The 20,039-nt window shown below is 63.3% G+C and carries 21 protein-coding genes; 11 read left to right on the top strand and 10 right to left on the bottom strand.

Annotation, left to right across the window (positions count from 1 at the left end):
• Positions 1-22: 22 nt before the first annotated feature.
• Positions 23-1,249 carry a pyridoxal phosphate-dependent aminotransferase gene (locus PMO31116_RS16875; protein ID WP_174971404.1) on the bottom strand — a complete coding sequence of 409 codons (1,227 nt, stop codon included), beginning with the start codon at positions 1,247-1,249 and terminating at the stop codon, positions 23-25.
• A 321-nt stretch (positions 1,250-1,570) separates the two neighbouring features.
• On the opposite strand from PMO31116_RS16875, the gene PMO31116_RS16870 reads away from it, so the two are divergent.
• From PMO31116_RS16870 to PMO31116_RS16820, 11 genes are all read left to right on the top strand, one after another.
• The gene (locus PMO31116_RS16870) at positions 1,571-1,957 is read left to right on the top strand and encodes an Mth938-like domain-containing protein (protein ID WP_150567751.1); all 387 of its coding nucleotides are present in this window, start codon (positions 1,571-1,573) and stop codon (positions 1,955-1,957) included.
• A gap of 56 nt (positions 1,958-2,013) precedes the next feature.
• On the top strand, positions 2,014-3,723 hold the full coding sequence (locus PMO31116_RS16865; RefSeq protein WP_425494806.1) for a glycosyltransferase family 39 protein: 1,710 nt from the start codon (positions 2,014-2,016) through the stop codon (positions 3,721-3,723).
• 145 nt (positions 3,724-3,868) lie between these two features.
• Complete coding sequence (locus PMO31116_RS16860; protein ID WP_150567749.1) at positions 3,869-4,240, top strand: SMR family transporter; 372 nt, start codon at positions 3,869-3,871, stop codon at positions 4,238-4,240.
• 89 nt (positions 4,241-4,329) lie between these two features.
• Positions 4,330-5,496, top strand: coding sequence for a DegT/DnrJ/EryC1/StrS family aminotransferase (locus PMO31116_RS16855; protein WP_150567748.1), 1,167 nt, complete (start codon positions 4,330-4,332; stop codon positions 5,494-5,496).
• Positions 5,493-6,533, top strand: coding sequence for a glycosyltransferase (locus PMO31116_RS16850; protein ID WP_246185342.1), 1,041 nt, complete (start codon positions 5,493-5,495; stop codon positions 6,531-6,533). Before PMO31116_RS16855 ends, PMO31116_RS16850 begins: the two co-directional genes overlap by 4 nt.
• Positions 6,530-7,453 (top strand): formyltransferase, encoded by a 924-nt coding sequence (locus PMO31116_RS16845; protein WP_150567747.1) that lies wholly within the window; start codon positions 6,530-6,532, stop codon positions 7,451-7,453. Before PMO31116_RS16850 ends, PMO31116_RS16845 begins: the two co-directional genes overlap by 4 nt.
• Before the next feature lie 7 nt (positions 7,454-7,460).
• Positions 7,461-8,510 (top strand): bifunctional UDP-4-keto-pentose/UDP-xylose synthase, encoded by a 1,050-nt coding sequence (locus tag PMO31116_RS16840; RefSeq protein WP_150567746.1) that lies wholly within the window; start codon positions 7,461-7,463, stop codon positions 8,508-8,510.
• Positions 8,511-8,719: 209 nt separating this feature from the next.
• Positions 8,720-9,628: a polysaccharide deacetylase family protein gene (locus PMO31116_RS16835; RefSeq protein ID WP_150567745.1), complete on the top strand. Its 909-nt coding sequence runs from the start codon at positions 8,720-8,722 to the stop codon at positions 9,626-9,628.
• A gap of 52 nt (positions 9,629-9,680) precedes the next feature.
• Positions 9,681-10,142 carry a peroxiredoxin gene (locus PMO31116_RS16830; protein ID WP_150567744.1) on the top strand — a complete coding sequence of 154 codons (462 nt, stop codon included), beginning with the start codon at positions 9,681-9,683 and terminating at the stop codon, positions 10,140-10,142.
• A 285-nt stretch (positions 10,143-10,427) separates the two neighbouring features.
• The gene (locus PMO31116_RS16825) at positions 10,428-12,176 is read left to right on the top strand and encodes a PhoH family protein (RefSeq protein ID WP_150567743.1); all 1,749 of its coding nucleotides are present in this window, start codon (positions 10,428-10,430) and stop codon (positions 12,174-12,176) included.
• A 295-nt stretch (positions 12,177-12,471) separates the two neighbouring features.
• Entirely contained in the window at positions 12,472-13,293 is an 822-nt protein-coding gene (locus PMO31116_RS16820; RefSeq protein ID WP_246185341.1) for a C40 family peptidase, read from the top strand.
• 1 nt (position 13,294) lies between these two features.
• Here PMO31116_RS16820 and PMO31116_RS16815 read toward each other — a convergent pair whose 3' ends face one another.
• From PMO31116_RS16815 to PMO31116_RS16775, 9 genes are all read right to left on the bottom strand, one after another.
• Positions 13,295-13,558, bottom strand: coding sequence for a cupin domain-containing protein (locus tag PMO31116_RS16815; protein ID WP_150567741.1), 264 nt, complete (start codon positions 13,556-13,558; stop codon positions 13,295-13,297).
• A gap of 358 nt (positions 13,559-13,916) precedes the next feature.
• Entirely contained in the window at positions 13,917-14,927 is a 1,011-nt protein-coding gene (locus tag PMO31116_RS16810; RefSeq protein WP_023596308.1) for an inorganic phosphate transporter, read from the bottom strand.
• 13 nt (positions 14,928-14,940) lie between these two features.
• A complete protein-coding gene (locus tag PMO31116_RS16805; protein ID WP_150567740.1) occupies positions 14,941-15,567 on the bottom strand; it encodes a DUF47 domain-containing protein in 627 nt (208 codons plus the stop codon).
• 114 nt (positions 15,568-15,681) lie between these two features.
• Positions 15,682-17,049 (bottom strand): replicative DNA helicase, encoded by a 1,368-nt coding sequence (locus PMO31116_RS16800; RefSeq protein ID WP_150567819.1) that lies wholly within the window; start codon positions 17,047-17,049, stop codon positions 15,682-15,684.
• Between the two features lie 304 nt (positions 17,050-17,353).
• On the bottom strand, positions 17,354-17,806 hold the full coding sequence (gene rplI / locus PMO31116_RS16795) for a 50S ribosomal protein L9 (RefSeq protein WP_150567739.1): 453 nt from the start codon (positions 17,804-17,806) through the stop codon (positions 17,354-17,356).
• Positions 17,807-17,833: 27 nt separating this feature from the next.
• Positions 17,834-18,115 carry a 30S ribosomal protein S18 gene (gene rpsR, locus PMO31116_RS16790; RefSeq protein ID WP_010803800.1) on the bottom strand — a complete coding sequence of 94 codons (282 nt, stop codon included), beginning with the start codon at positions 18,113-18,115 and terminating at the stop codon, positions 17,834-17,836.
• Positions 18,116-18,117: 2 nt separating this feature from the next.
• Positions 18,118-18,420: a primosomal replication protein N gene (gene priB, locus PMO31116_RS16785; RefSeq protein ID WP_023596313.1), complete on the bottom strand. Its 303-nt coding sequence runs from the start codon at positions 18,418-18,420 to the stop codon at positions 18,118-18,120.
• 46 nt (positions 18,421-18,466) lie between these two features.
• A complete protein-coding gene (rpsF, locus tag PMO31116_RS16780) occupies positions 18,467-18,844 on the bottom strand; it encodes a 30S ribosomal protein S6 (RefSeq protein ID WP_150567738.1) in 378 nt (125 codons plus the stop codon).
• Positions 18,845-19,061: 217 nt separating this feature from the next.
• Complete coding sequence (locus PMO31116_RS16775; RefSeq protein ID WP_150567737.1) at positions 19,062-19,973, bottom strand: LysR family transcriptional regulator; 912 nt, start codon at positions 19,971-19,973, stop codon at positions 19,062-19,064.
• Positions 19,974-20,039: the final 66 nt, after the last annotated feature.

Here is a 20,039-nt window from a genome sequence, read left to right as displayed (position 1 = left end):
AGTCGAAATCGGTTGGCGCGCATCACTTGCCGTGGCGACGGCGATAACCGTCAAGGAAGCGGGCAATGCGACTGATGGCGTCTTCCAGGTCGCCCTCGTGAGGCAGGAACACGACACGGAAATGGTCGGGGTGCATCCAGTTGAAGCCGCTGCCCTGCACCAGCAGGACCTTTTCTTCGAGCAGCAACTGGAGGATGAATTCCTGGTCGTTGGCGATGGGGTACACCGCCGGATCGAGACGCGGGAACAGGTACAGCGCCGCCTTCGGCTTCACGCAGGTCACGCCGGGAATATCGGTGAGCATGCGGTGCGCGATTTCGCGCTGCTCGTACAGCCGCCCGCCCGGCACGATCAGGTCCTGAATGCTCTGGTAACCGCCCAGCGCCGTCTGAATGGCGTACTGCCCGGGCACGTTGGGGCACAGACGCATCGAGGCCAGAATGTTCAGCCCTTCGATATAGTCGCGCGCCGGGCGCTTGTCGCCGGACACGATCATCCAGCCCGCGCGGTAACCGCACGCGCGATAGCTTTTGGACAGGCCATTGAACGTGATCGTGAGGACGTCCTCGGACAGCGAGGCGATTGACGTATGCTCGGCGCCGTCGTAGATGATCTTGTCGTAGATCTCGTCGGCGTAAATGATGAGCTTGTGCTCGCGCGCGAGCGCGACAATCTCCCTGAGCAGTTCGTCGGAATACAGCGCGCCGGTCGGATTGTTCGGGTTGATGATGACGATCGCGCGCGTGTTCGGCGTAATCTTTTTCCGAATGTCGGCGAGGTCGGGCTGCCAGTCCGCCTGCTCGTCGCAGAGGTAGTGGACCGGGGTGCCGCCCGAGAGGCTTACCGCCGCCGTCCACAGCGGATAGTCGGGCGCGGGGACGAGGACCTCGTCGCCGTCGTTGAGCAGGGCCTGCATCGCCATCACGATCAGCTCCGACGCCCCGTTGCCAAGGTAGATGTCGTCGAGCTGCACGTCCTTGATGCGCTTTTGCTGACAGTAATGCATGATCGCCTTGCGCGCCGCGAACACGCCCCGCGAGTCCGAATAGCCGGCCGAATTCGGCAGGTTGCGGATCATGTCCTGCACGATCTCGTCGGGCGGCTCGAAACCGAACGGCGCCAGATTGCCGATGTTCAGCTTGATGATGCGATGACCTTCGTCTTCCATGCGCTTGGCATGTTCGAGCACGGGCCCACGAATGTCATAGCAGACATTCTGCAATTTCTGCGATTTGAGGATCGGTTTCACGGCGGTTGTGGTCTTGGCGGGCGACGCAGGGGGCCGGTCGGGCCGGCAGCAGGCGGGACGCACGACACACCGGCGACGGCGCGGACCGGTGCGCAAAGCGCTCGGGACACCGCTTTTCCCCGGTTTTGGCGTGGCAAATGCCGCACTGCAACGGTTTTGCCGTGCTGCGTACGGCAAAAAGCTATAATTTAGCCAATTATGACAGAGTTCGGCAATGCATCATTGACGGTTTGCAAGACGCGAGGCAAGATGCCCGGCCGTCGTACACCGCGCCGACGCTCATCCACCACTGGGCAACCCCTGGTAGGGAATCTTTCGAAAGTGAAACTGCATCAAGACCCGTCGCAAGCCTTGAACACGGTGACCGGCTACGGCCGCGGCTATGTCGAAGTCAACAAGATTCGCCACGACCAGAGCGTGATCATTGCGCCCGAGGGCGAGATCCAGCACTGGCCGGTGTCGCGCTTCGACGCACTCACGCCCGGCGACTTCGATCTGTTGCGCGACCTCGACCCCGAGGTCGTCATCTTCGGCAGCGGCTCGCGCCTGCGCTTCGCCCATCCCCGGCTGACGACGTCGTTGACGAGCGCACGCATCGGCGTGGACTCCATGGACACGCAAGCGGCCTGCCGCACCTATAACATCCTGATGAGCGAGGGGCGCCGCGTCGTGCTCGCCCTGCTCATCGAGCCCGAGGCGACTGAGTGAGCCGCCGTCCGCTCGCCTCCGGCCTGCCGGGCACGGACCCTCTCGCTGCGCCTGCCCTGACGCCCGCGCCCCCCCGCGACGCGACGCCGTCCGCCTACCCCCTGTCGCCCGTCGCCTTCTGGCTGCTGCTCCTGAGCTTCGCCCTGGTCTGGTTCGGCGTACTCGACTACCGCCACCTGATCGCGAGCGACGAGGGCCGCTATGCGGAAATGGCGCGCGAGATGTGGGCGACCGGCGACTGGATCACGCCGCGCTACAACGGCTACAAGTATTTCGAGAAACCACCGCTGCAAACGTGGATGAACGCGCTCACGTTTGCCGCCTTCGGCCTCGGCGAGTGGCAGGCACGACTATGGACGGCGCTGACCGGCTTTGCCGGCGTGCTGATGGTGGGCTACACCGGTCGCCGCGTGTTCAACGCCCGCGTCGGCCTGTTCGCCGCCGCCGCGCTGGCCAGCGCGCCGCTGTGGTCGCTGCTCGGACACTTCAACGTGCTCGACATGGGCCTGTCGTTCTTCATGGGGCTGTCGTTGTGCGCGCTGCTGCAGGCCCAGCGCCCCGGGCTCGATCGCGGCGCGGTGCGCGGCTGGATGTGGCTGTGCTGGGCGGCCATGGCGCTTGCCGTGCTGAGCAAGGGCCTCGTCGGCGTCGTGCTGCCTGGCGCCGTGCTGGTGATCTACACGCTCGTGGCGCGGGACTGGGCCTTGTGGCGGCGACTCTATCTGGGCAGCGGCCTGATCGTCTTTTTCGCGATCGCCGCGCCGTGGTTCGTGCTCGTGCAGTCGCGCAACCCCGAGTTCTTCGATTTCTTCTTCATCCACGAGCATTTCCGCCGCTTCGCGATGGAAGGCCACAACCGCGACGGCGCCCCCTGGTACTTCGTGCCGGTGTTCATCGTCGGCTTCCTGCCGTGGCTGTCCGTACTGCCGGGCACCGTGCGAGCCACGCTGCGCATGCCCCGACAGCCGAACGGCTTCGCGCCGGCGCTGATGCTCTGGGTCTGGTCGGCATTCATTTTCCTGTTCTTCAGCGCGTCGCACTCCAAGCTGATTTCTTACCTGCTGCCCATTGCGCCGGCCATGGCGCTGCTTTTCGGGCTGTATCTCGCGCAGTTGCGGCGCGACACCGTTCGCATGCACATGGCCGGCTATGCGATATTCCTGATCGCGGCGCTTGTGATGGTGGCAATCTTCGTCGGCCGCGCCGGCAGCGTGCGCAATCCGAACGAGCTCTACAAGGCATTCCAGATCTGGCTGTACGTGGCCGTGGGACTTGGCCTGGCGGGAACGTTCGTGGCGTGGCGGCTCGCGCGCCACAGCGCGCGGCGCGCCCTGCTCGCCTTCTCGGGCGCCATGCTGCTGCTCGTGACGGTGGGCGGCATGGGACACGAGGTGTTCGGCCGCCAGAGTTCGGGCGTGCTGCTCGTGCCGGCCATCAAGGCCGAGATGGCCCGCCTCGGGCCGAATGTCCCCTTCTATTCCGTGAACGTGCTCGATCACACCCTGCCTTACTACCTCGGGCACACGATGATCATGGTGCAGCATCCGGATGAACTCGAGTTCGGCGTGAAGCAGGAACCGCAGAAATGGCTGCCCACGCTCGCCGACTTCTATTCGCGGTGGCGGGCCGATCCGAAGGCCCTCGCGCTGGTCGATCCGGGTACGTTCGACAAGCTGGAGGCCGAACGCCTGCCCATGCGCATCATCGCGCGCGACACGCGGCGGGTCGTGATCTCGAAACCTCAGCCGGAAGACGACGTAAAATAGCGCGCTAATTGTTTCAACCGGCGCCACACGCGTGGATACCGCCGGCAATGGCAAGAACGGGGAAAGCGCCTGACGCCGCACGACGGTGCCGGGACTGGCCAAGTCGCAGCGTCCAAAATTATTCACAAACGTTCACAAACGTTCCATGAACCTCGCTACGTTTTCACTTATTCTCACGGGCGTGCTGCTCAATGCGTGCGCACAGTTGTTGCTCAAGGCGGGCGCGAACGCTATCGGTGCCATGGAATTCACGCGCGCGAACATCGTGCCCATCGGCATCAAGCTCGCAACGCAGGTGCCGATCATGGGCGGCCTCGTCTGCTACGCGATCAGTGTGGTCGTCTGGATTCTGGCACTCTCGCGCGTTGAGGTCTCGATCGCCTATCCCATGCTCTCGCTCGGGTACGTCGTCAACGCGATCGCCGCCTGGTACCTGTTTGGCGAGACGCTGTCGATGCAGCGGATCGTGGCCATCGGCATCATTCTGGTCGGTGTTTATATTCTGGCCCGCAGCTGACGCTGCGCGGCTTCGTGGGTTCGACGCCATCGCCTGCCCCCCCGGGCGCGCGCGTTGCTCCCCGCTTACCTGAGGCTTCGTCTTACATCATGAGCGACTCGGCAACCCCTCAATCGAATCAACCGTTCCTGCCGTTCACCCGGCCGAGCATCGACGACGCCACCATCGCCGGCGTGACCGAAGTGCTGCGCTCGGGCTGGATCACTTCGGGCCCGCAGGTGCAGGCCTTCGAGAAGGCACTGTCCGAATATTTCGGCAATCGCCCCGTGCGCGTGTTCAATTCGGGCACCGCAACGCTTGAAATCGGACTGCGCATCGCAGGCGTGAAGGCCGGCGACGAAGTCATCACCACGCCGCTGTCGTGGGTTGCCACGTCCAACGTCATCCTCGAAGTGGGCGCCACGCCCGTATTCGTCGACGTGGACCCCGTCACGCGCAATCTGAATCTCGATCTGCTCGAAAAAGCGATCACGCCCCGCACGCGCGCGATCATCCCCGTCTATCTGGCGGGACTGCCCCTTGACATGGATCGCCTGTACGACATCGCACGCCGGCACAAGCTGCGCGTGGTCGAGGACGCCGCGCAGGCCATGGGCTCGACGTGGCGCGGCGAGCGCATTGGCGCCATCGGCGATCTGGTGTCGTTCAGCTTTCACGCCAACAAGAACCTGACCTCGATCGAGGGCGGCGCACTCGTGTTCAACAACGAAGACGAAGCACGCCTGGCGGAAAAGTACCGCCTGCAGGGCGTGACCCGCACGGGCTTCGACGGCATGGACGTGGACGTGCTTGGCGGCAAGTACAACCTGACGGACGTTGCCGCACGCGTGGGGCTCGGCCAGATGCCACATCTGGCACAGTTCAACCGCCGCCGCACGGAGCTGGCGCGGTGCTATTTCGACACGCTCGCGGGCGGACCGGCCGTGGCGCTGGGGCTCGGCCTGCCACCGACCGATTTCACGAATTCGAACTGGCACATGTTCCAGATCGAACTGCCGCTCGACAAGCTCACGATCGACCGCGCAGGCTTCATGGAAAAGCTCAAATCGCGCGGCATCGGCAGCGGCGTCCATTACCCCGCGATCCACCTGTTTACAATGTATCGGGCGCTCGGCTTCCATGAGGGGCAGTTCCCGATCGCGGAACGTCTCGGCCGAGCCATTCTCACACTGCCGCTCTTCCCCGCCATGACGAATGCCGACGTCGCTCGCGTCTGCGAAGCCGTTAACGCCATTTGCGCTGATCACCAAAAATGAATTGTCCACAACTCTCCGTCGTCATCCCGGTTTATAACGAAGAGGCCGGCCTCGCCGCCCTGTTCGCCCGGCTGTACCCGGCACTCGACCAGCTGGGTGTGACTTACGAAGTGGTGTTCGTCAACGACGGCAGCCGCGACCGCTCGGCCGCGCTGCTTGCCGAACAATATCGCGCGCGCCCCGACGTCACGCGCGTCGTGCTGTTCAACGGCAACTACGGCCAGCACATGGCCATTCTGGCCGGCTTCGAACATACACGCGGCGAATGGGTCGTCACGCTCGATGCCGACCTGCAGAACCCGCCCGAGGAAATCGGCAAACTCGTCGCCCAACTGGCGGCGGGTCACGATTACGTCGGCACGGTGCGCATGAATCGTCAGGACACCTGGTTCCGCCGCAATGCCTCACGCGCCATGAACCGTCTTCGCGAGCGCATTACCCGCATTCGCATGACCGACCAGGGTTGCATGCTGCGCGGCTACAGCCGCCACATCGTCGACACCGTCAATCAGTGTCGAGAAATCAATACGTTCATTCCGGCGCTCGCGTACACCTTCGCGCAGAACCCCACGGAAGTGGACGTGGCCCACGAGGAGCGCTTCGCAGGCGAGTCGAAGTACTCGCTCTACAGTCTGATCCGCCTGAATTTCGACCTCGTAACGGGCTTCTCGGTCGTGCCGCTGCAATGGCTGTCGGGCGTGGGCATCACGTTGTCGGTGGCCTCGGGCCTGCTGTTCGTCGTCCTCATCGCACGACGCTTCATTTTCGGCTCCGAAGTCCAGGGCGTATTTACGCTGTTCGCCGTCACGTTCTGCCTGCTCGGCGTGATTCTGTTTGGCATGGGCCTGCTCGGCGAGTACATCGGACGCATCTACCAGCAAGTCCGCCAGCGTCCGCGCTATCTGGTGCAGGCCGTGCTGGAAGCCCCGCCGGCCGGTCGTGTGGGCAGCGGCGCGAACGCGGCCGAGCCGGGCGTCGCCCCCGCAACCGCCTCTGGCGCCACCGGCGCCGCCGAGCTGGGATCGCACACCTCATGAGCGCTCAGGCCCCCAACACCGCCCGCGCGGTCGTCTTCGCGTATCACAACGTGGGCGTCCGCTGCCTGCAAGTGCTGCTCGCGCGCGGCGTCGATGTCGCGCTCGTGGTCACGCATCAGGACAATCCGAACGAGAACATCTGGTTCGGCAGCGTTGCCGGCGTCGCCGCCGAGCATGGCATCCCGGTCGTCACCCCCGACGACCCCGCCGATCCCGCGCTCGCCGCGCGCATCCGCGAGGCGGCCCCGGATTTCATCTTCTCGTTCTATTACCGCCACATGATCCCGGTGGCGGTGCTGGAGATCGCCCCACGCGGCGCCTTCAACATGCATGGTTCGCTGCTGCCGAAGTACCGCGGGCGCGTGCCGGTGAACTGGGCGGTTTTGAGTGGCGAAACGGAAACCGGCGCCACGTTGCATGAAATGGCCGCAAAACCCGATGCCGGCGCGATTATCGACCAGACGGCCGTGCCCATCCTGCCGGACGATACGGCAGGCATGGTGTTCGAGAAGGTCACCGTGGCCGCCGAGCAAACCCTCTGGCGATGCCTGCCGGGACTGATCGCAGGCACGGCGCCGCGTCGCGTCAACGCGCTCGCGTCGGGCAGCTACTTTGGGGGACGCAAGCCGGAGGACGGCCGGATCGACTGGTCGCAACCCGCGCAGCACGTCTACAACCTGATTCGCGCCGTCGCCCCGCCCTATCCGGGCGCATTCACCGATCTGGCGGGCCGCCGCTGGGTGGTCGCACGGGCACGCCTGTCACGCGTCCCGACGCCGGCCGGTTTGCCCTGCGGACTGCAAGTAGTGGATAATGCGCTCCTCGGCATTTGCGGCGACGGAAATGCCATCGCCATTCATGAACTAACGCTGGACGGCAAGCCTGTCACGCCGGAACAGTTTTCCCAGCTCAATCACTGACCGCAATATGAAAAAAGTCCTGATTCTCGGTGTCAACGGGTTCATCGGCCACCATCTGTCGAAGCGCATCCTGGAGACGACCGACTGGGAAGTTTATGGCATGGACATGCTCACCGATCGCCTCGGCGATCTGGTCAACCACGAGCGCATGCACTTCTTCGAAGGCGACATCACGATCAACAAGGAGTGGGTCGAGTACCACATCCGCAAGTGCGACGTGATCCTCCCGCTCGTGGCCATCGCCACGCCGGCAACGTATGTGAAGGCGCCGCTGCGTGTGTTCGAACTCGACTTCGAGGCGAACCTGCCGATCGTGCGCTCGGCCGTCAAGTACGGCAAGCACCTCGTGTTCCCGTCGACCTCCGAGGTCTACGGCATGTGCACCGACGGCGAGTTCGATCCGGAAAACTCGCCGCTGATCTACGGCCCCATCAACAAGCCGCGCTGGATCTACGCCTGTTCGAAGCAACTCATGGACCGCGTGATCTGGGGCTATGGCATGCAGGAAGGCCTGAACTTCTCGCTGTTCCGTCCGTTCAACTGGATCGGCGCCGGCCTGGACTCGATCTACACGCCGAAGGAAGGTTCCTCGCGCGTGGTCACGCAGTTCCTCGGCCACATCGCACGCGGTGAGAACATCAGCCTGGTCGACGGCGGTCATCAGAAGCGCGCCTTTACCGACATCGACGACGGTATCGACGCCCTGGTGCGCATCATCGACAACAAGGACAACGTTGCCAGCGGCAAGATCTACAACATCGGCAACCCGAAGAACAACTTCTCGGTGCGCGAGCTGGCCCACATGATGCTCAAGCTCGCCGCCGAATTCCCGGAATACGCCGAGACCGCCAAGAAGGTGCAGCTCGTCGAAACGTCGTCGGGCGCGTACTACGGCAACGGCTACCAGGACGTGCAGAACCGCGTGCCGAAGATCGACAACACGATGCAGGAACTTGGCTGGGCGCCGACTACGTCGATGGACGACGCGCTGCGCAAGATTTTCGAAGCGTATCGCGGTCACGTCGCCGAAGCCCGCCGTCTGGTCGAGGGCGAATAACGCGCTATTGCGCGCCATTCCCCGATATCTCGCGGGGATGACCGCGGCACCCGTCCGGCCCGCCACTCCGGTGTCGCGGGCCACGGCGGCGGCATACGCACTGCACGCCCGGTGCGCCCTTGGCGCATCGGGCGTTTTTCCATCGGCAACGGAATTCGACATTCCCGGCATCGCACCGCATGCCCGCGATGCCCCACACAAGGTCGGCTATGGCCAAGATTGTTCTGAAGATCGACGTCGACACGCTGCGCGGCACGCGTGAAGGCGTGCCCAACCTGCTCGCCGCACTGGCCGAGCACCATGCACGGGCGACGTTCCTGTTCAGCCTCGGACCGGATCACACCGGCTGGGCGCTCAAGCGCGTCTTCCGCCCCGGCTTCCTGAAGAAAGTCTCGCGTACGTCGGTTGTCGAACACTATGGATTCAAGACGCTGATGTACGGCACGCTCCTGCCCGGCCCGGACATCGGCCGCCGTGCGGCGGATGTGATGCGCACGGTGCAAGGCGCCGGCCACGAGACCGGCATCCACACGTGGGACCACACCTATTGGCAGGATAACGTACGCACCCGAGACGCCGCCTGGACCCAGCGACAGATGTCGCAGGCATACGCGCGCTTCATGCAGATCTTTGGCACGCCGCCACTTACGCATGGTGCCGCCGGCTGGCAGATGAACAACGATGCCTTTCGTCAGATCGATGCGTGGGGCATGAAGTATGCGTCGGACGGTCGTGGCCGTGCGCCGCACTATCCCGTCGTCGACGGCGTGCGCCTGAATCACGTGCAAATGCCGACGACGCTGCCCACCGTCGACGAGCTGCTGGGCGTCGACGGTCGTGACATCAACGGTGTGGCCGAGCACCTGCTTGCCCTGACTCGCGATCCGGCGCAAGATCATGTGTTCACGTTGCACGCGGAACTCGAAGGCCAGAAGCTGGCCCCGCTGTTCCGCCAGGTGCTGGCCGGATGGCGTCGCCAGGGGCACGATCTGGTGACCATGGGCCAGTATTACGAGACGCTCGACCTCGCCGCGCTGCCCGCGCATCCGGTCGTCTGGGGTGAAATCCCGGGCCGCTCCGGCGATCTGATTCTCGAAGGCCAGGCGGCGAGCGCCTGAGCCCCGATCCACTTCCCGTTCCGGCCTCGCAAGGCCACCCAAGGAGACCATAGTGACGGTAGCCATCGACACCCTCGTGCCCGATTTCACCGCACCGGCCACCGGCGGCGATTTTTCGCTCAACGCGCTTCGCGGCCAGAAAGTCGTGATCTATTTCTACCCGAAGGACAATACACCCGGCTGTACCACGGAGGGCATGAACTTCCGCGACATGTACGACCAGTTTCAGGTGGCGGGCGCGCAGGTCGTCGGTGTCTCTCGCGACAGCCTGCGCTCGCACGAGAACTTCCAGAAGAAGCTCGGGCTGCCCTTCCCGCTGATTTCCGACGCGGACGAAGCGGTGTGCCAGTTGTTCGGTGTCATCAAGTTGAAAAAACTGTATGGCAAGGAACACATGGGTATCGAGCGCAGCACATTCCTGATCGACGAAAAAGGGGTATTGCGCCAGGAATGGCGTGGCGTGCGAGTACCCGATCACGTCGCGGAAGTCCTGGCTGCCGTTCAGGCGCTCTGATCGGCAGCGTCCGGCGATGGCGCTGTCCCGGGCCGTGTTGCAACCAGGCCGATGACGCCCGCCGGCAACGGCATTCAACGCTATACAAGCACGGCCAGAGACGATATAGTCAGCCGTAATGATCAAGCGCATTGAACGAGACTATTGCAGGCGTCGCCACGGCGGCGCCTTCAGCCAAGCCGCCTCTCCGGTGCGTCCGGGCAGGCGGCTTTTTTGTTGCCGGGACGTGTTGCACCGCCGTGTGTCCCGGCCGAGTTGTGTTGTGTTTTCTTGAACGGGAAATCTATGCCATTGCCATCGGCGCCGACCAAACCGGGCTCGCTGCTTGCCCCGGAACAATTCCCCACTCGCCTCAAACCTTCGCGCACGGAGGCCAAGAAACCGATCCCCTCGTCTGAACAACATGCACTGGGCGAGACGTCCGGTGCAGCGGGTACCGCCGGATCCCCCGGCACGGCCGAATTGAAGGTTGTCCCCAAGACACCCCCGGCGACGCAGACTGCCTCACAGCCGTCGCCTGTCGCACGCTCGCCCCAGTCGCCGTCGTCGCCGGACTCCGCCGGTGCGTCCACCTCGCTCAAGGCGGTGAAGCCGTCGGCGGCGGGCTCGAAGCGTGCTCGCAACAAGGATATGGAACCGGCCAAGCTCTTCGTGCTGGACACGAACGTGCTCATGCACGATCCGAGCAGCCTGTTCCGTTTCGAAGAGCACGACGTCTATCTTCCGATGATGACGCTGGAAGAGCTCGACAACCACAAGAAGGGAATGTCCGAAGTGGCGCGCAACGCGCGCCAGGTGAGCCGTACGCTCGACGGACTGGTCGCGGAAAGCGGCACGAAGTCGATGTCCGAAGGCATTCCGCTTTCACGCCTCGGCAACAAGGACGCCACCGGGCGCCTGTACTTCCAGACCGACCTGCCCGAGGTACCGCCGCTCGAAGGACTGCCGCAGGGCAAAGCCGACAACCAGATTCTGGGCGTCGTGCGTGCCTTGCAGGACAAGTTCCACGATCGTCAGGTCGTGCTGGTGTCGAAAGACATCAACATGCGCGTCAAGGCGCACGCGCTCGGCCTGCCCGCGGAAGATTACTTCAACGACAAGGTGCTCGAAGACAGCGATCTGCTGTACTCGGGGGTGATGGCCCTGCCGCCGGATTTCTGGACCAAGCACGGCAAGGGCATGGAGAGCTGGCAGGACAACCGGACCGGCACCACCTTCTACCGCATTACCGGGCCGCTGTGCGCCAATTTCCTCATCAACCAGTTCGTCTACCTGGAGACGAACAACGGCGAGGCGCCCTTCTACGCGCAAGTCAGGGAAATCAACGGCAAGACGGCGCTGCTCCAGACGCTGCGCGACTATGGGCACCACAAGAACAACGTGTGGGGTATCACGGCACGCAACCGCGAGCAGAACTTCGCGCTGAACCTGTTGATGAATCCCGAAGTCGACTTCATCACGCTGCTCGGCCAGGCAGGCACGGGCAAGACGTTGCTCGCCCTGGCCGCCGGTCTGGCGCAGACACTCGACGAGAAGCGCTACAACGAGATCATCATCACGCGCGCCACCGTACCGGTCGGTGAAGACATCGGCTTCCTGCCCGGCACCGAGGAAGAGAAGATGCAACCGTGGATGGGTGCATTCGACGACAACCTCGAAGTGCTGCAGAAGACCGACGACTCTGCCGGTGAATGGGGTCGCGCGGCCACGCAGGAGCTGATTCGCTCGCGACTCAAGGTCAAGAGCATGAACTTCATGCGCGGTCGCACGTTCGTGAACAAATTCGTTATCATCGACGAGGCGCAGAACCTCACGCCAAAGCAGATGAAAACGCTCGTCACGCGCGCCGGGCCCGGCACCAAGCTGATCTGTCTGGGCAACATCGCGCAGATCGATACGCCGTACCTCACCGAAGGCAGCTCGGGCCTCACCTATGTGGTGGATCGCTTCAAGGGCTGGGGACACAGCGGACATGTCACGCTTGCTCGCGGCGAACGCTCGCGCCTGGCCGACTACGCCGCCGAGATTCTCTGACGACGTCACGCGATTCGCGAGCCGCCATGCTCAAGTCGACGGCGCCTTCGGGCGCCGTTTTTTTGTACCTCATGAGCGTCGCCGGCCCGACACGGGCTTGCCGTCGATACGGCGCGCGGATGACGAAACCGCCCCGGAATTGGTGAATTTGTGACATCGATGCCACAGAATGCGTGTGATTTGGCACTTCTGCGATGCATTCGTGCGGCAAGCGTCGTAAACTCGGCCCATGCGAAACCAGCGTTCACTCAGCACATCTCGCTTTGCGGCTCGCCACGCACCGTCGTCGGCGACAGTGCTGAACGCGCCCTGGCGAAGCATCGCCGTGTTGGCGCTCACACTACTGGTTGCGGCTTGCTCGTCCGGTCCGTCGGTCAGATCGGGCAGCAGTGCCAACTATGGCAACCGCACGATGGGTCCCGAGCGCAGCGCCGGCCAGGAGGAAATCACGCTCGAAGCGATGAGTCTCGTCGGCATTCCTTACCGCTATGGCGGCAACACACCGGATTCCGGATTCGATTGCAGCGGACTCGTGCGTTATGTCGTGGCGCGCGCCGCCGGCGTGAACCTGCCGCGCACCACGGCTGACATGAGCGGCGTCGGCACCGTGCTCGAGCGCGACGAGCTCGCCTCGGGCGATCTCATCTTTTTCAATACGACCGGACGCGCACACTCGCACGTCGGCATTTACGTCGGACAGGGCAAATTCGTGCACGCACCGAACTCTGGCGGCACGGTGCGTCTGGAGAGTCTCTACATCCCGTATTGGGCGCGACGGATCGACGGTGTGCGCCGCGTAGCAGCCAACAAGGCGCCTGCGGGGAACACGACATACGTGAACCGGACGCCATCGCCCGCGCCCGTCGAAGCGCAGAAGCCAAACGTGGCGCCGAGCCCGACACCGGCGATCGCCGCGTATAACGCCTATACCAACCACACCGCCGGCACCACCGAACCGCCAGCGAGTGCCGCGCCCAATGACAGGCCGCTCACGGCCTCGACACCCTCGCCGATGGACACCTCTCGGGTGTTGCCGCCGAGCAGCACCGCCAATCTCTCGACCCCGCCGTCGCAGGACGACGACCCGATCGCCCGATTCGCCAACAGTTCGATGTAGATCACTTGCGGCCGACGAGGTACATCACCCCTGTCGGTCCGTAGCGCTCGGCGTGCGGTTCGTTGGCGCGCAAGTGAAAGACGTCGCCCTCGCGGTAGACGCGCTCTTCCGCGCCGACGCGGATTGCGATCTCACCCGACAGAATCAGCGCCTTTGCCTCGAAGGGATGCACATGCACATCCAGATCGCCGGCGTCGCGCGTTACCGTCACCCGTTGCGTGAAGCCCTCGCGGTCCAGCTCTCGTTCAAATACGTCTCGTTGCATCAATGCCTCCTTGCGGCGCAGGCGAGTGGGTCAACGCAGATGTGCGAGCAAGGTTGCCGCGCCACCCATGTTGATCGCTACGCCCATGAGCATGCTCAGCGGGCGGTTGCGCAGCGAGCGGTGGATCAATGCAGCCATGGTAGCCTCCTCGGGAAAGAAAAAATACTATGGGAAAATAATAATCAATCGCCAAAAACTATAGAAATTGATTATCCCGATCGAGGCGATACGTGACATCAATCCCGGCATGGCGCGTTGCGCGACAGGCCGACGCAAAAAAAGCGGCCGGAGCCGCTTTTCTCGCCGTCCGGCGGGGGGCGCTCCGCGATCGCGGCGGCGCGCATACCCCGCCCAGGGATTACAGGATCTGCTTGCCGACCCACCAGGCAATGGCGGCGATGAATGCCGATGCCGGGATCGTCAGGACCCAGGCCCAAACGATGTTGCCCGCGACACCCCAACGCACGGCGGAGAGCTTGCGCGTGGCGCCCACGCCGACGATGGCGCCGGTGATCGTGTGCGTGGTCGAAACCGGCACGCCCAGCCACGACGCGAAGAACAGCGTGAAAGCGCCGCCCGTTTCCGCGCAGAAGCCACCCACCGGCTTGAGCTTGGTGATCTTCTGGCCCATCGTTCGCACGATGCGCCAACCGCCGAACATCGTCCCCAGACCAATGGCGAGGTAGCAGCCGACGATCACCCACAGCGGGGGTTCCGCCGCTTCCTGCGGCCACAAGCCCGCCGCAATCAGCAGCATCCAGATAATGCCAATGGTCTTCTGGGCGTCGTTCCCGCCGTGGCCCAGACTGTACATGCCGGCCGAGACCAGTTGCAGGCGACGGAACCAGCGGTCCACGCGCGCCGGAGGCGTGCGGAAGAACAGCCACGACACCAGCAGCATGAAGAACGAGCCGAGCACGAAGCCGAGCAGCGGCGAGAGAAAGATGAAGGCCACGGTCTGGAGCAGACCGCTTGCCACGAGCGAACCCGTGCCCGCCTTGGCCACCGCGGCGCCGACCAGACCGCCGATCAGCGCGTGCGACGAACTCGACGGGATGCCGTAGTACCAGGTGATGATATTCCAGGCGATCGCTCCGACGAGCGCGCCGAAGATCACGTAGTGATCGACGATCTCGGGGTGCACCGTGCCCTTGCCCACCGTCGCCGCCACCTTCAGGTGGAAGATGAACAGCGCGATGATGTTGAACATGGCGGCAAAGGCCACCGCCTGATGCGGCTTGAGCACGCCCGTCGACACCACCGTGGCGATAGAGTTGGCGGCATCGTGAAAGCCATTCATGAAATCGAACAGGAGCGCGAGTGCGATCAGTAGTCCGACCAGCCAGAGGCTGATGTGCAGCGTTGCCATCGACAGTCTCCGCTCAGGCGTTTTCCAGCACAATGCCTTCGATGATGTTGGCAACGTCTTCGCACTTGTCGGTCACCGACTCGAGCAGTTCCGACACGGCCTTCTGCTTGATGAGCTCCTTCACGTCGGACTCTTCGCGGAACAGCTTCGACAGCGACGCGCGCAGCAGCCGGTCGGCCTCTGATTCCAGGCCGTCGATTTCCTCGCACAGCTTGAGAATCTCGCTCGCGCGATCCATGTCGCTGAGCAGCGCCACGGTGCTTTGCACACGCTCGCAGCATTTCACGCAGATTTCGCCCAGCGTACGTGCCTCGGCCGGCACGCTCTTGACGTCATACATCCACACTGCCGTCGCCACGTCTTCCATCAGATCCAGGATGTCGTCCATGGTGCTGATCAGCTTGTGGATCTCATCGCGGTCGAAAGGCGTGATGAACGTCTTGTGCATCAGATCGATCGTCTCGTGCGTGATGCGATCCGCTTTCTTCTCGTTGTTCTGCACGGCAACGGTGCGTGCCTCGGCATTGGGCAGGTCGTTGAGCATGGCGGACAGCTCGCGGCTGCCGGCAACCATGCACTCGGCGTGCTGGTTGAACAGGTCAAAGAACTTGCCCTCGGTGGGCATGAAGCGACCGAACATTATTGGAAAACTCCGGGTATTGATTGGGGACGGGGCGACACAAAAACGTCACATTCTACCTCGTCGCGGGCGTGCTTCACCGCACGCCCTTGCACACGAGGGGAAATCGATGCGTCAGTACTGCGGCCCTGCCAGATTGTCGAACTTGGTATAGGCACCGATGAACGCCAGACGCACATGGCCGATCGGACCGTTACGCTGCTTCGCGATGATGATCTCGGCGGTGCCCTTGTCGGGCGTGTCAGGGTTGTAAACTTCGTCGCGATAGATGAACAGGATGATGTCGGCATCCTGTTCGATGGCGCCCGATTCACGCAAATCCGACATGACCGGACGCTTGTTCGGGCGTTGTTCGAGGCTTCGGTTGAGCTGCGAGAGTGCAATCACCGGCACGTTGAGCTCTTTGGCGAGCCCCTTGAGCGAGCGCGAGATTTCGGAAATCTCGGTCGCCCGGTTTTCGCCGCCGCCCGAGCCGCTCATGAGCTGCAGGTAATCGATGATGATCAGGCCGAGCTTGCCGCACTGACGCGCCAGGCGGCGCGCCCGCGCCCGCAGTTCCATCGGGTTCAACGCCGGCGTTTCATCGACGAACAATTGTGTCTCGTTCATCTTCTGCATCGCATGCGTTAGCTTGGGCCAGTCCTCGTCGACCAGCTTGCCGGTGCGCAACCGATGCTGGTCGAGGCGGCCGACCGAACCCAGCATACGCATGGCGAGCTGCGTGCCCGGCATTTCCATCGAGAACACCGCGACGGGCAGCCCCTCCTCCACGGCGATGTGCTCGCCGATGTTCATCGAGAAGGTCGTCTTGCCCATCGACGGGCGACCGGCCACGATGATCAGGTCGCCGCCATTGAATCCCGACGTCATGCGATCCAGATCTACGAAGCCCGTCGGAATGCCCGTAATGTCGCTGCCGCCCTCGCGGTGGTACAACTCGTCGATGCGCTCAACCACCTGGGTGAGCAGCGGCTGCAGCTCGAGAAACCCGCTCGTGCTTCGCGAACCCTCTTCGGCGATGGCGAAGACCTTCGCCTCGGCCTCGTCGAGCATCTGGCGCACTTCCTTGCCCTGCGGGTTGAAGGCGTCGGACGCAATCTCGTCGGCCACCGTCACGAGCTTGCGCAGCACGGCCCGGTCACGCACGATCTCCGCGTAGCGACGGATGTTCGCCGCGCTCGGCGTGTTCTGTGCGAGGGCGTTCAGGTAGGCGAGACCGCCCACCTCGTCGCCCTTGCCGGCGGAACTGAGCGACTCGAAGACGGTGATGACGTCGGCGGGACGGTCGCTGGCAATCAGGCGGCCGATGTGCTGGTAGATGATCCGGTGATCGTAGCGATAGAAGTCGGATTCGGCGACGAAGTCGCCGATACGATCCCACGCGCTGTTATCGAGCAGCAACCCGCCGAGCACGGATTGCTCCGCCTCGATGGAGTGCGGCGGCACCTTGAGTGAATCGAGCTGGGGATCGGGCGCGTTCATGCCGGGCATTATACCGTTCCCGCGATCCCGATCCGACCCGGCGAAATCCCGCTTGCGCGACGACTTTTCCGAGCGGGGTTTGTTCAGCAGTTTCCCTGGAGGCAGCATAAGACGAGGCTATCGAGCGGTGACAAACGTGCAAGGGGAAGGCGCGGCCGGGGGTCGGTCGGCAGAGACAGAGCGCATGACCGGCAACCGGGCGTTCCGGCAGCCTGCACGACAGAACGGACAGACATAAAAAAACGGAAGCCGGCGGGACCGACTTCCGTCTTTTGTTCGCGTCGGAAGCTGACGCGGGTACGACTTAGGCGTGCTCGCCGAGCACCGACACGTTCACGTCGACGAGGACGTCCGTGTGCAATGCCACCTGGACCGGGAAATCACCCACAGTCTTGAGCGGGCCGTTCGGCAGACGCACTTGCATCTTCTCGACCTTGAAACCTTGGGCGCCCAGGGCTTCGGCGATGTCGAAGTTGGTGACCGAGCCGAACAGACGACCGTCAACGCCGGCCTTCTGCGAGATTTGCACGGTCAGGCCAGCCAGCTTTTCGCCTTCGGCTTGTGCGGCGGCCAGCTTCTCGGCGGCGGCCTTTTCCAGTTCGGCGCGGCGAACTTCGAATTCGGCGATCGCGTCCTTGGTGGCGCGGCGAGCCATCTTGCTCGGGATCAGGAAGTTACGTGCGAAACCGTCCTTGACCTTCACGATGTCGCCCAGGTTACCCAGGTTGACGACCTTTTCCAGCAGAATCACTTGCATTATCTATTCTCCTTCGTCGACTGGCGATTAAGCACCGTGCAGATCGGTGTACGGCAGCAGCGCCAGGAAACGCGCGCGCTTGATGGCCGTATCGAGTTGGCGCTGGTAGTGCGCCTTGGTGCCCGTCAGGCGAGCCGGGGTGATCTTGCCGTTGTCGCCGATGAAGTCCTTCAGCGTTTCGACATCCTTGTAATCGATCTGCTCGACACCGGCGACGGTGAAGCGGCAGAACTTCTTGCGCTTGAACAGCGGGTTTTGCTGTTGGCGGCGGCGATCAAACTTCTTGTTTTTACCGTTAGGACGCGGCATGTTCAACAATCCTTTTCAAATGCTTGCAATGCAGTGATGTGAAACACCAGGGTGCGGCTATTGCGATGCTTCTTGGCGAGGAACCCTGCCCACTGAGCCGGTTTCTCGAGTCCCAGCGCCATGACGTTGGCGCTGATGGGACCGATCGCAACTGCCGGTATCGAGAATTCCACCTGACGGGCCACGCCCGCCTCTTCGGTGGTTCCCGCATGGGCCAATGTCACATCGATCACGGGGAGCCCGGCCGGGGTATGGCGCAGCGTGCCGATTTCGACGATGCTGGCCTCGAGCCGTAAGCGATTCACGCGGTCGACGGTTCCGTTGGCGCCCTGATGCGTTCCGGTGCGCTAATTACGAAGCGGCGGCTTCGGTAGCGGGCGTCGCGGCAGCCTTCTTGGCTTCTTCGCGGGCCACTTCCTTCATCATCGGCGACGGCGCCGTCTCGGCCTTCTTCATGCGGACCACGAGGTGGCGCAGAACGGCGTCGTTGAACTTGAATGCGTGTTCCAGCTCGTCCAGGGTTTCCTGGTCGCACTCGATGTTCATGCACACGTAGTGAGCCTTCGCCAGCTTCTCGATCATGTAGGCCAGTTGACGACGGCCCCAGTCTTCGACGCGGTGAATCGTGCCCTGACGGCCTTCGACCGTGCTGCGGTAGCGTTCGATCATCGCAGGCACTTGCTCGCTTTGATCGGGGTGAACGATAAATACGATTTCATAATGACGCATATGAGCTCCTTATGGACAAAGCCGCCTGGGCGTCAGAACCAGTGCAGCAAGGTTGCAGAACCCGCGATTCTATCGGATTTCATGTCGATCATCAACTCCCGCCCTATCGGGTTCATCGGGCCACCCCGCGGCCGCCCTGCCGGGTACCGCCGACGCGCCGTGGGACGGACCTTCCCTCCCTGTCCAGCCCTGCATCGCCCGGATCGCGGCGCCCGCCTCAGACGTTTTCCAGCCAATAGTTCGGGCGTGAATAGATCTGGCGCAACTGGTCGATGAAAAGCCGCACCCGAGCCGGTTGAAATCGCTGCTGGGGATAGACCGCGAGAATGTCGTAGTCGGGCAGCGCATATTCGTCGAGCACCGTTTCGAGCTCGCCGGAGAGCAGCTCGCGCTGGATTTCCCAGGTCGAGCGCCAGCCGAGGCCCAGGCCCTCCAGCGCCCAGCGGTGCAGCAACTCCCCGTCGTTGCAGTCCAGGCTGCCCGCCACGCGAATCGTCACCAGCTTGCCCTGGCGCTTGAAGTACCAGCCTCGCTGCTGTCCCCCCTGAAGGTTGAAAGCGAGGCAATTGTGCTTCGACAGGTCTTCGAGCGTCTTCGGGCGGCCGTGACGTGCGAAATACGCCGGGGTGCCGCAAACGACGCGCCGGTTCTGGGCGAGCTTGACCGCCACAAAGTTCGGGTCGACCGATCCGCCGATGCGGATGCCCATGTCGTAGCCCTCGCGCACGATGTCGACCACACGATCGGTCAGGTTGAACGAAATCTGGACCTCGGGATGCTGGCGCAAAAACGCCGGCGCGTGCGGCGCCACGTGTTTGCGACCGAAGGCCGCCGGGGCCGAGACGATCAGGTGTCCCGAGACCGCGTGGCGCCCCGCGCTGATCTCGTTCTCTGCCATCTCCCAGTCGCCCAGCAACTGCTTGCAGCGCTCCAGGAACGCGCCGCCCTCTTCCGAGAGCGCGAGCCGCCGCGTCGAGCGATACATGAGCTTGATCCCGAGGCGCTTCTCGAGCGCATCGATGCGCCGCCCGAGAATCACCGGCGAGACGCCCTCCTTCAGTGCGGCGGCGGCCAGACTGCCGGCCTCGGCCACCTGCACAAAGGTTTCGATCTGTTTGTAGCGATCCATCACGTCTCCATTCGATACTTTTTGTTCTTAAAAAAACGATCTTTTGTGATCTTATCAAACAAATCG

The sequence above is a fragment of the Pandoraea morbifera genome, from assembly GCF_902459575.1.
GTDB lineage: Bacteria > Pseudomonadota > Gammaproteobacteria > Burkholderiales > Burkholderiaceae > Pandoraea > Pandoraea morbifera.
The sequence above is the reverse complement of the archived record's forward strand: the minus strand, read 5'-3'. Positions and strand labels throughout refer to the sequence as shown.

Bases quoted from the DNA above. Each gene is read 5' to 3' on its own strand.
- PMO31116_RS16835 (WP_150567745.1), top strand. From the start codon at position 8,720: ATGGCCAAGATTGTTCTGAAGATCGACGTCGACACGCTGCGCGGCACG.
- PMO31116_RS16825 (WP_150567743.1), top strand. From the start codon at position 10,428: ATGCCATTGCCATCGGCGCCGACCAAACCGGGCTCGCTGCTTGCCCCG.
- PMO31116_RS16850 (WP_246185342.1), top strand. From the start codon at position 5,493: ATGAATTGTCCACAACTCTCCGTCGTCATCCCGGTTTATAACGAAGAG.
- rpsR (WP_010803800.1), bottom strand. From the start codon at position 18,115: ATGCCGCGTCCTAACGGTAAAAACAAGAAGTTTGATCGCCGCCGCCAA.
- PMO31116_RS16815 (WP_150567741.1), bottom strand. From the start codon at position 13,558: ATGCAACGAGACGTATTTGAACGAGAGCTGGACCGCGAGGGCTTCACG.
- PMO31116_RS16855 (WP_150567748.1), top strand. From the start codon at position 4,330: ATGAGCGACTCGGCAACCCCTCAATCGAATCAACCGTTCCTGCCGTTC.
- PMO31116_RS16860 (WP_150567749.1), top strand. From the start codon at position 3,869: ATGAACCTCGCTACGTTTTCACTTATTCTCACGGGCGTGCTGCTCAAT.
- PMO31116_RS16810 (WP_023596308.1), bottom strand. From the start codon at position 14,927: ATGGCAACGCTGCACATCAGCCTCTGGCTGGTCGGACTACTGATCGCA.
- PMO31116_RS16800 (WP_150567819.1), bottom strand. From the start codon at position 17,049: ATGAACGCGCCCGATCCCCAGCTCGATTCACTCAAGGTGCCGCCGCAC.
- rpsF (WP_150567738.1), bottom strand. From the start codon at position 18,844: ATGCGTCATTATGAAATCGTATTTATCGTTCACCCCGATCAAAGCGAG.
- PMO31116_RS16805 (WP_150567740.1), bottom strand. From the start codon at position 15,567: ATGTTCGGTCGCTTCATGCCCACCGAGGGCAAGTTCTTTGACCTGTTC.
- PMO31116_RS16840 (WP_150567746.1), top strand. From the start codon at position 7,461: ATGAAAAAAGTCCTGATTCTCGGTGTCAACGGGTTCATCGGCCACCAT.
- PMO31116_RS16845 (WP_150567747.1), top strand. From the start codon at position 6,530: ATGAGCGCTCAGGCCCCCAACACCGCCCGCGCGGTCGTCTTCGCGTAT.
- rplI (WP_150567739.1), bottom strand. From the start codon at position 17,806: ATGCAAGTGATTCTGCTGGAAAAGGTCGTCAACCTGGGTAACCTGGGC.
- PMO31116_RS16775 (WP_150567737.1), bottom strand. From the start codon at position 19,973: ATGGATCGCTACAAACAGATCGAAACCTTTGTGCAGGTGGCCGAGGCC.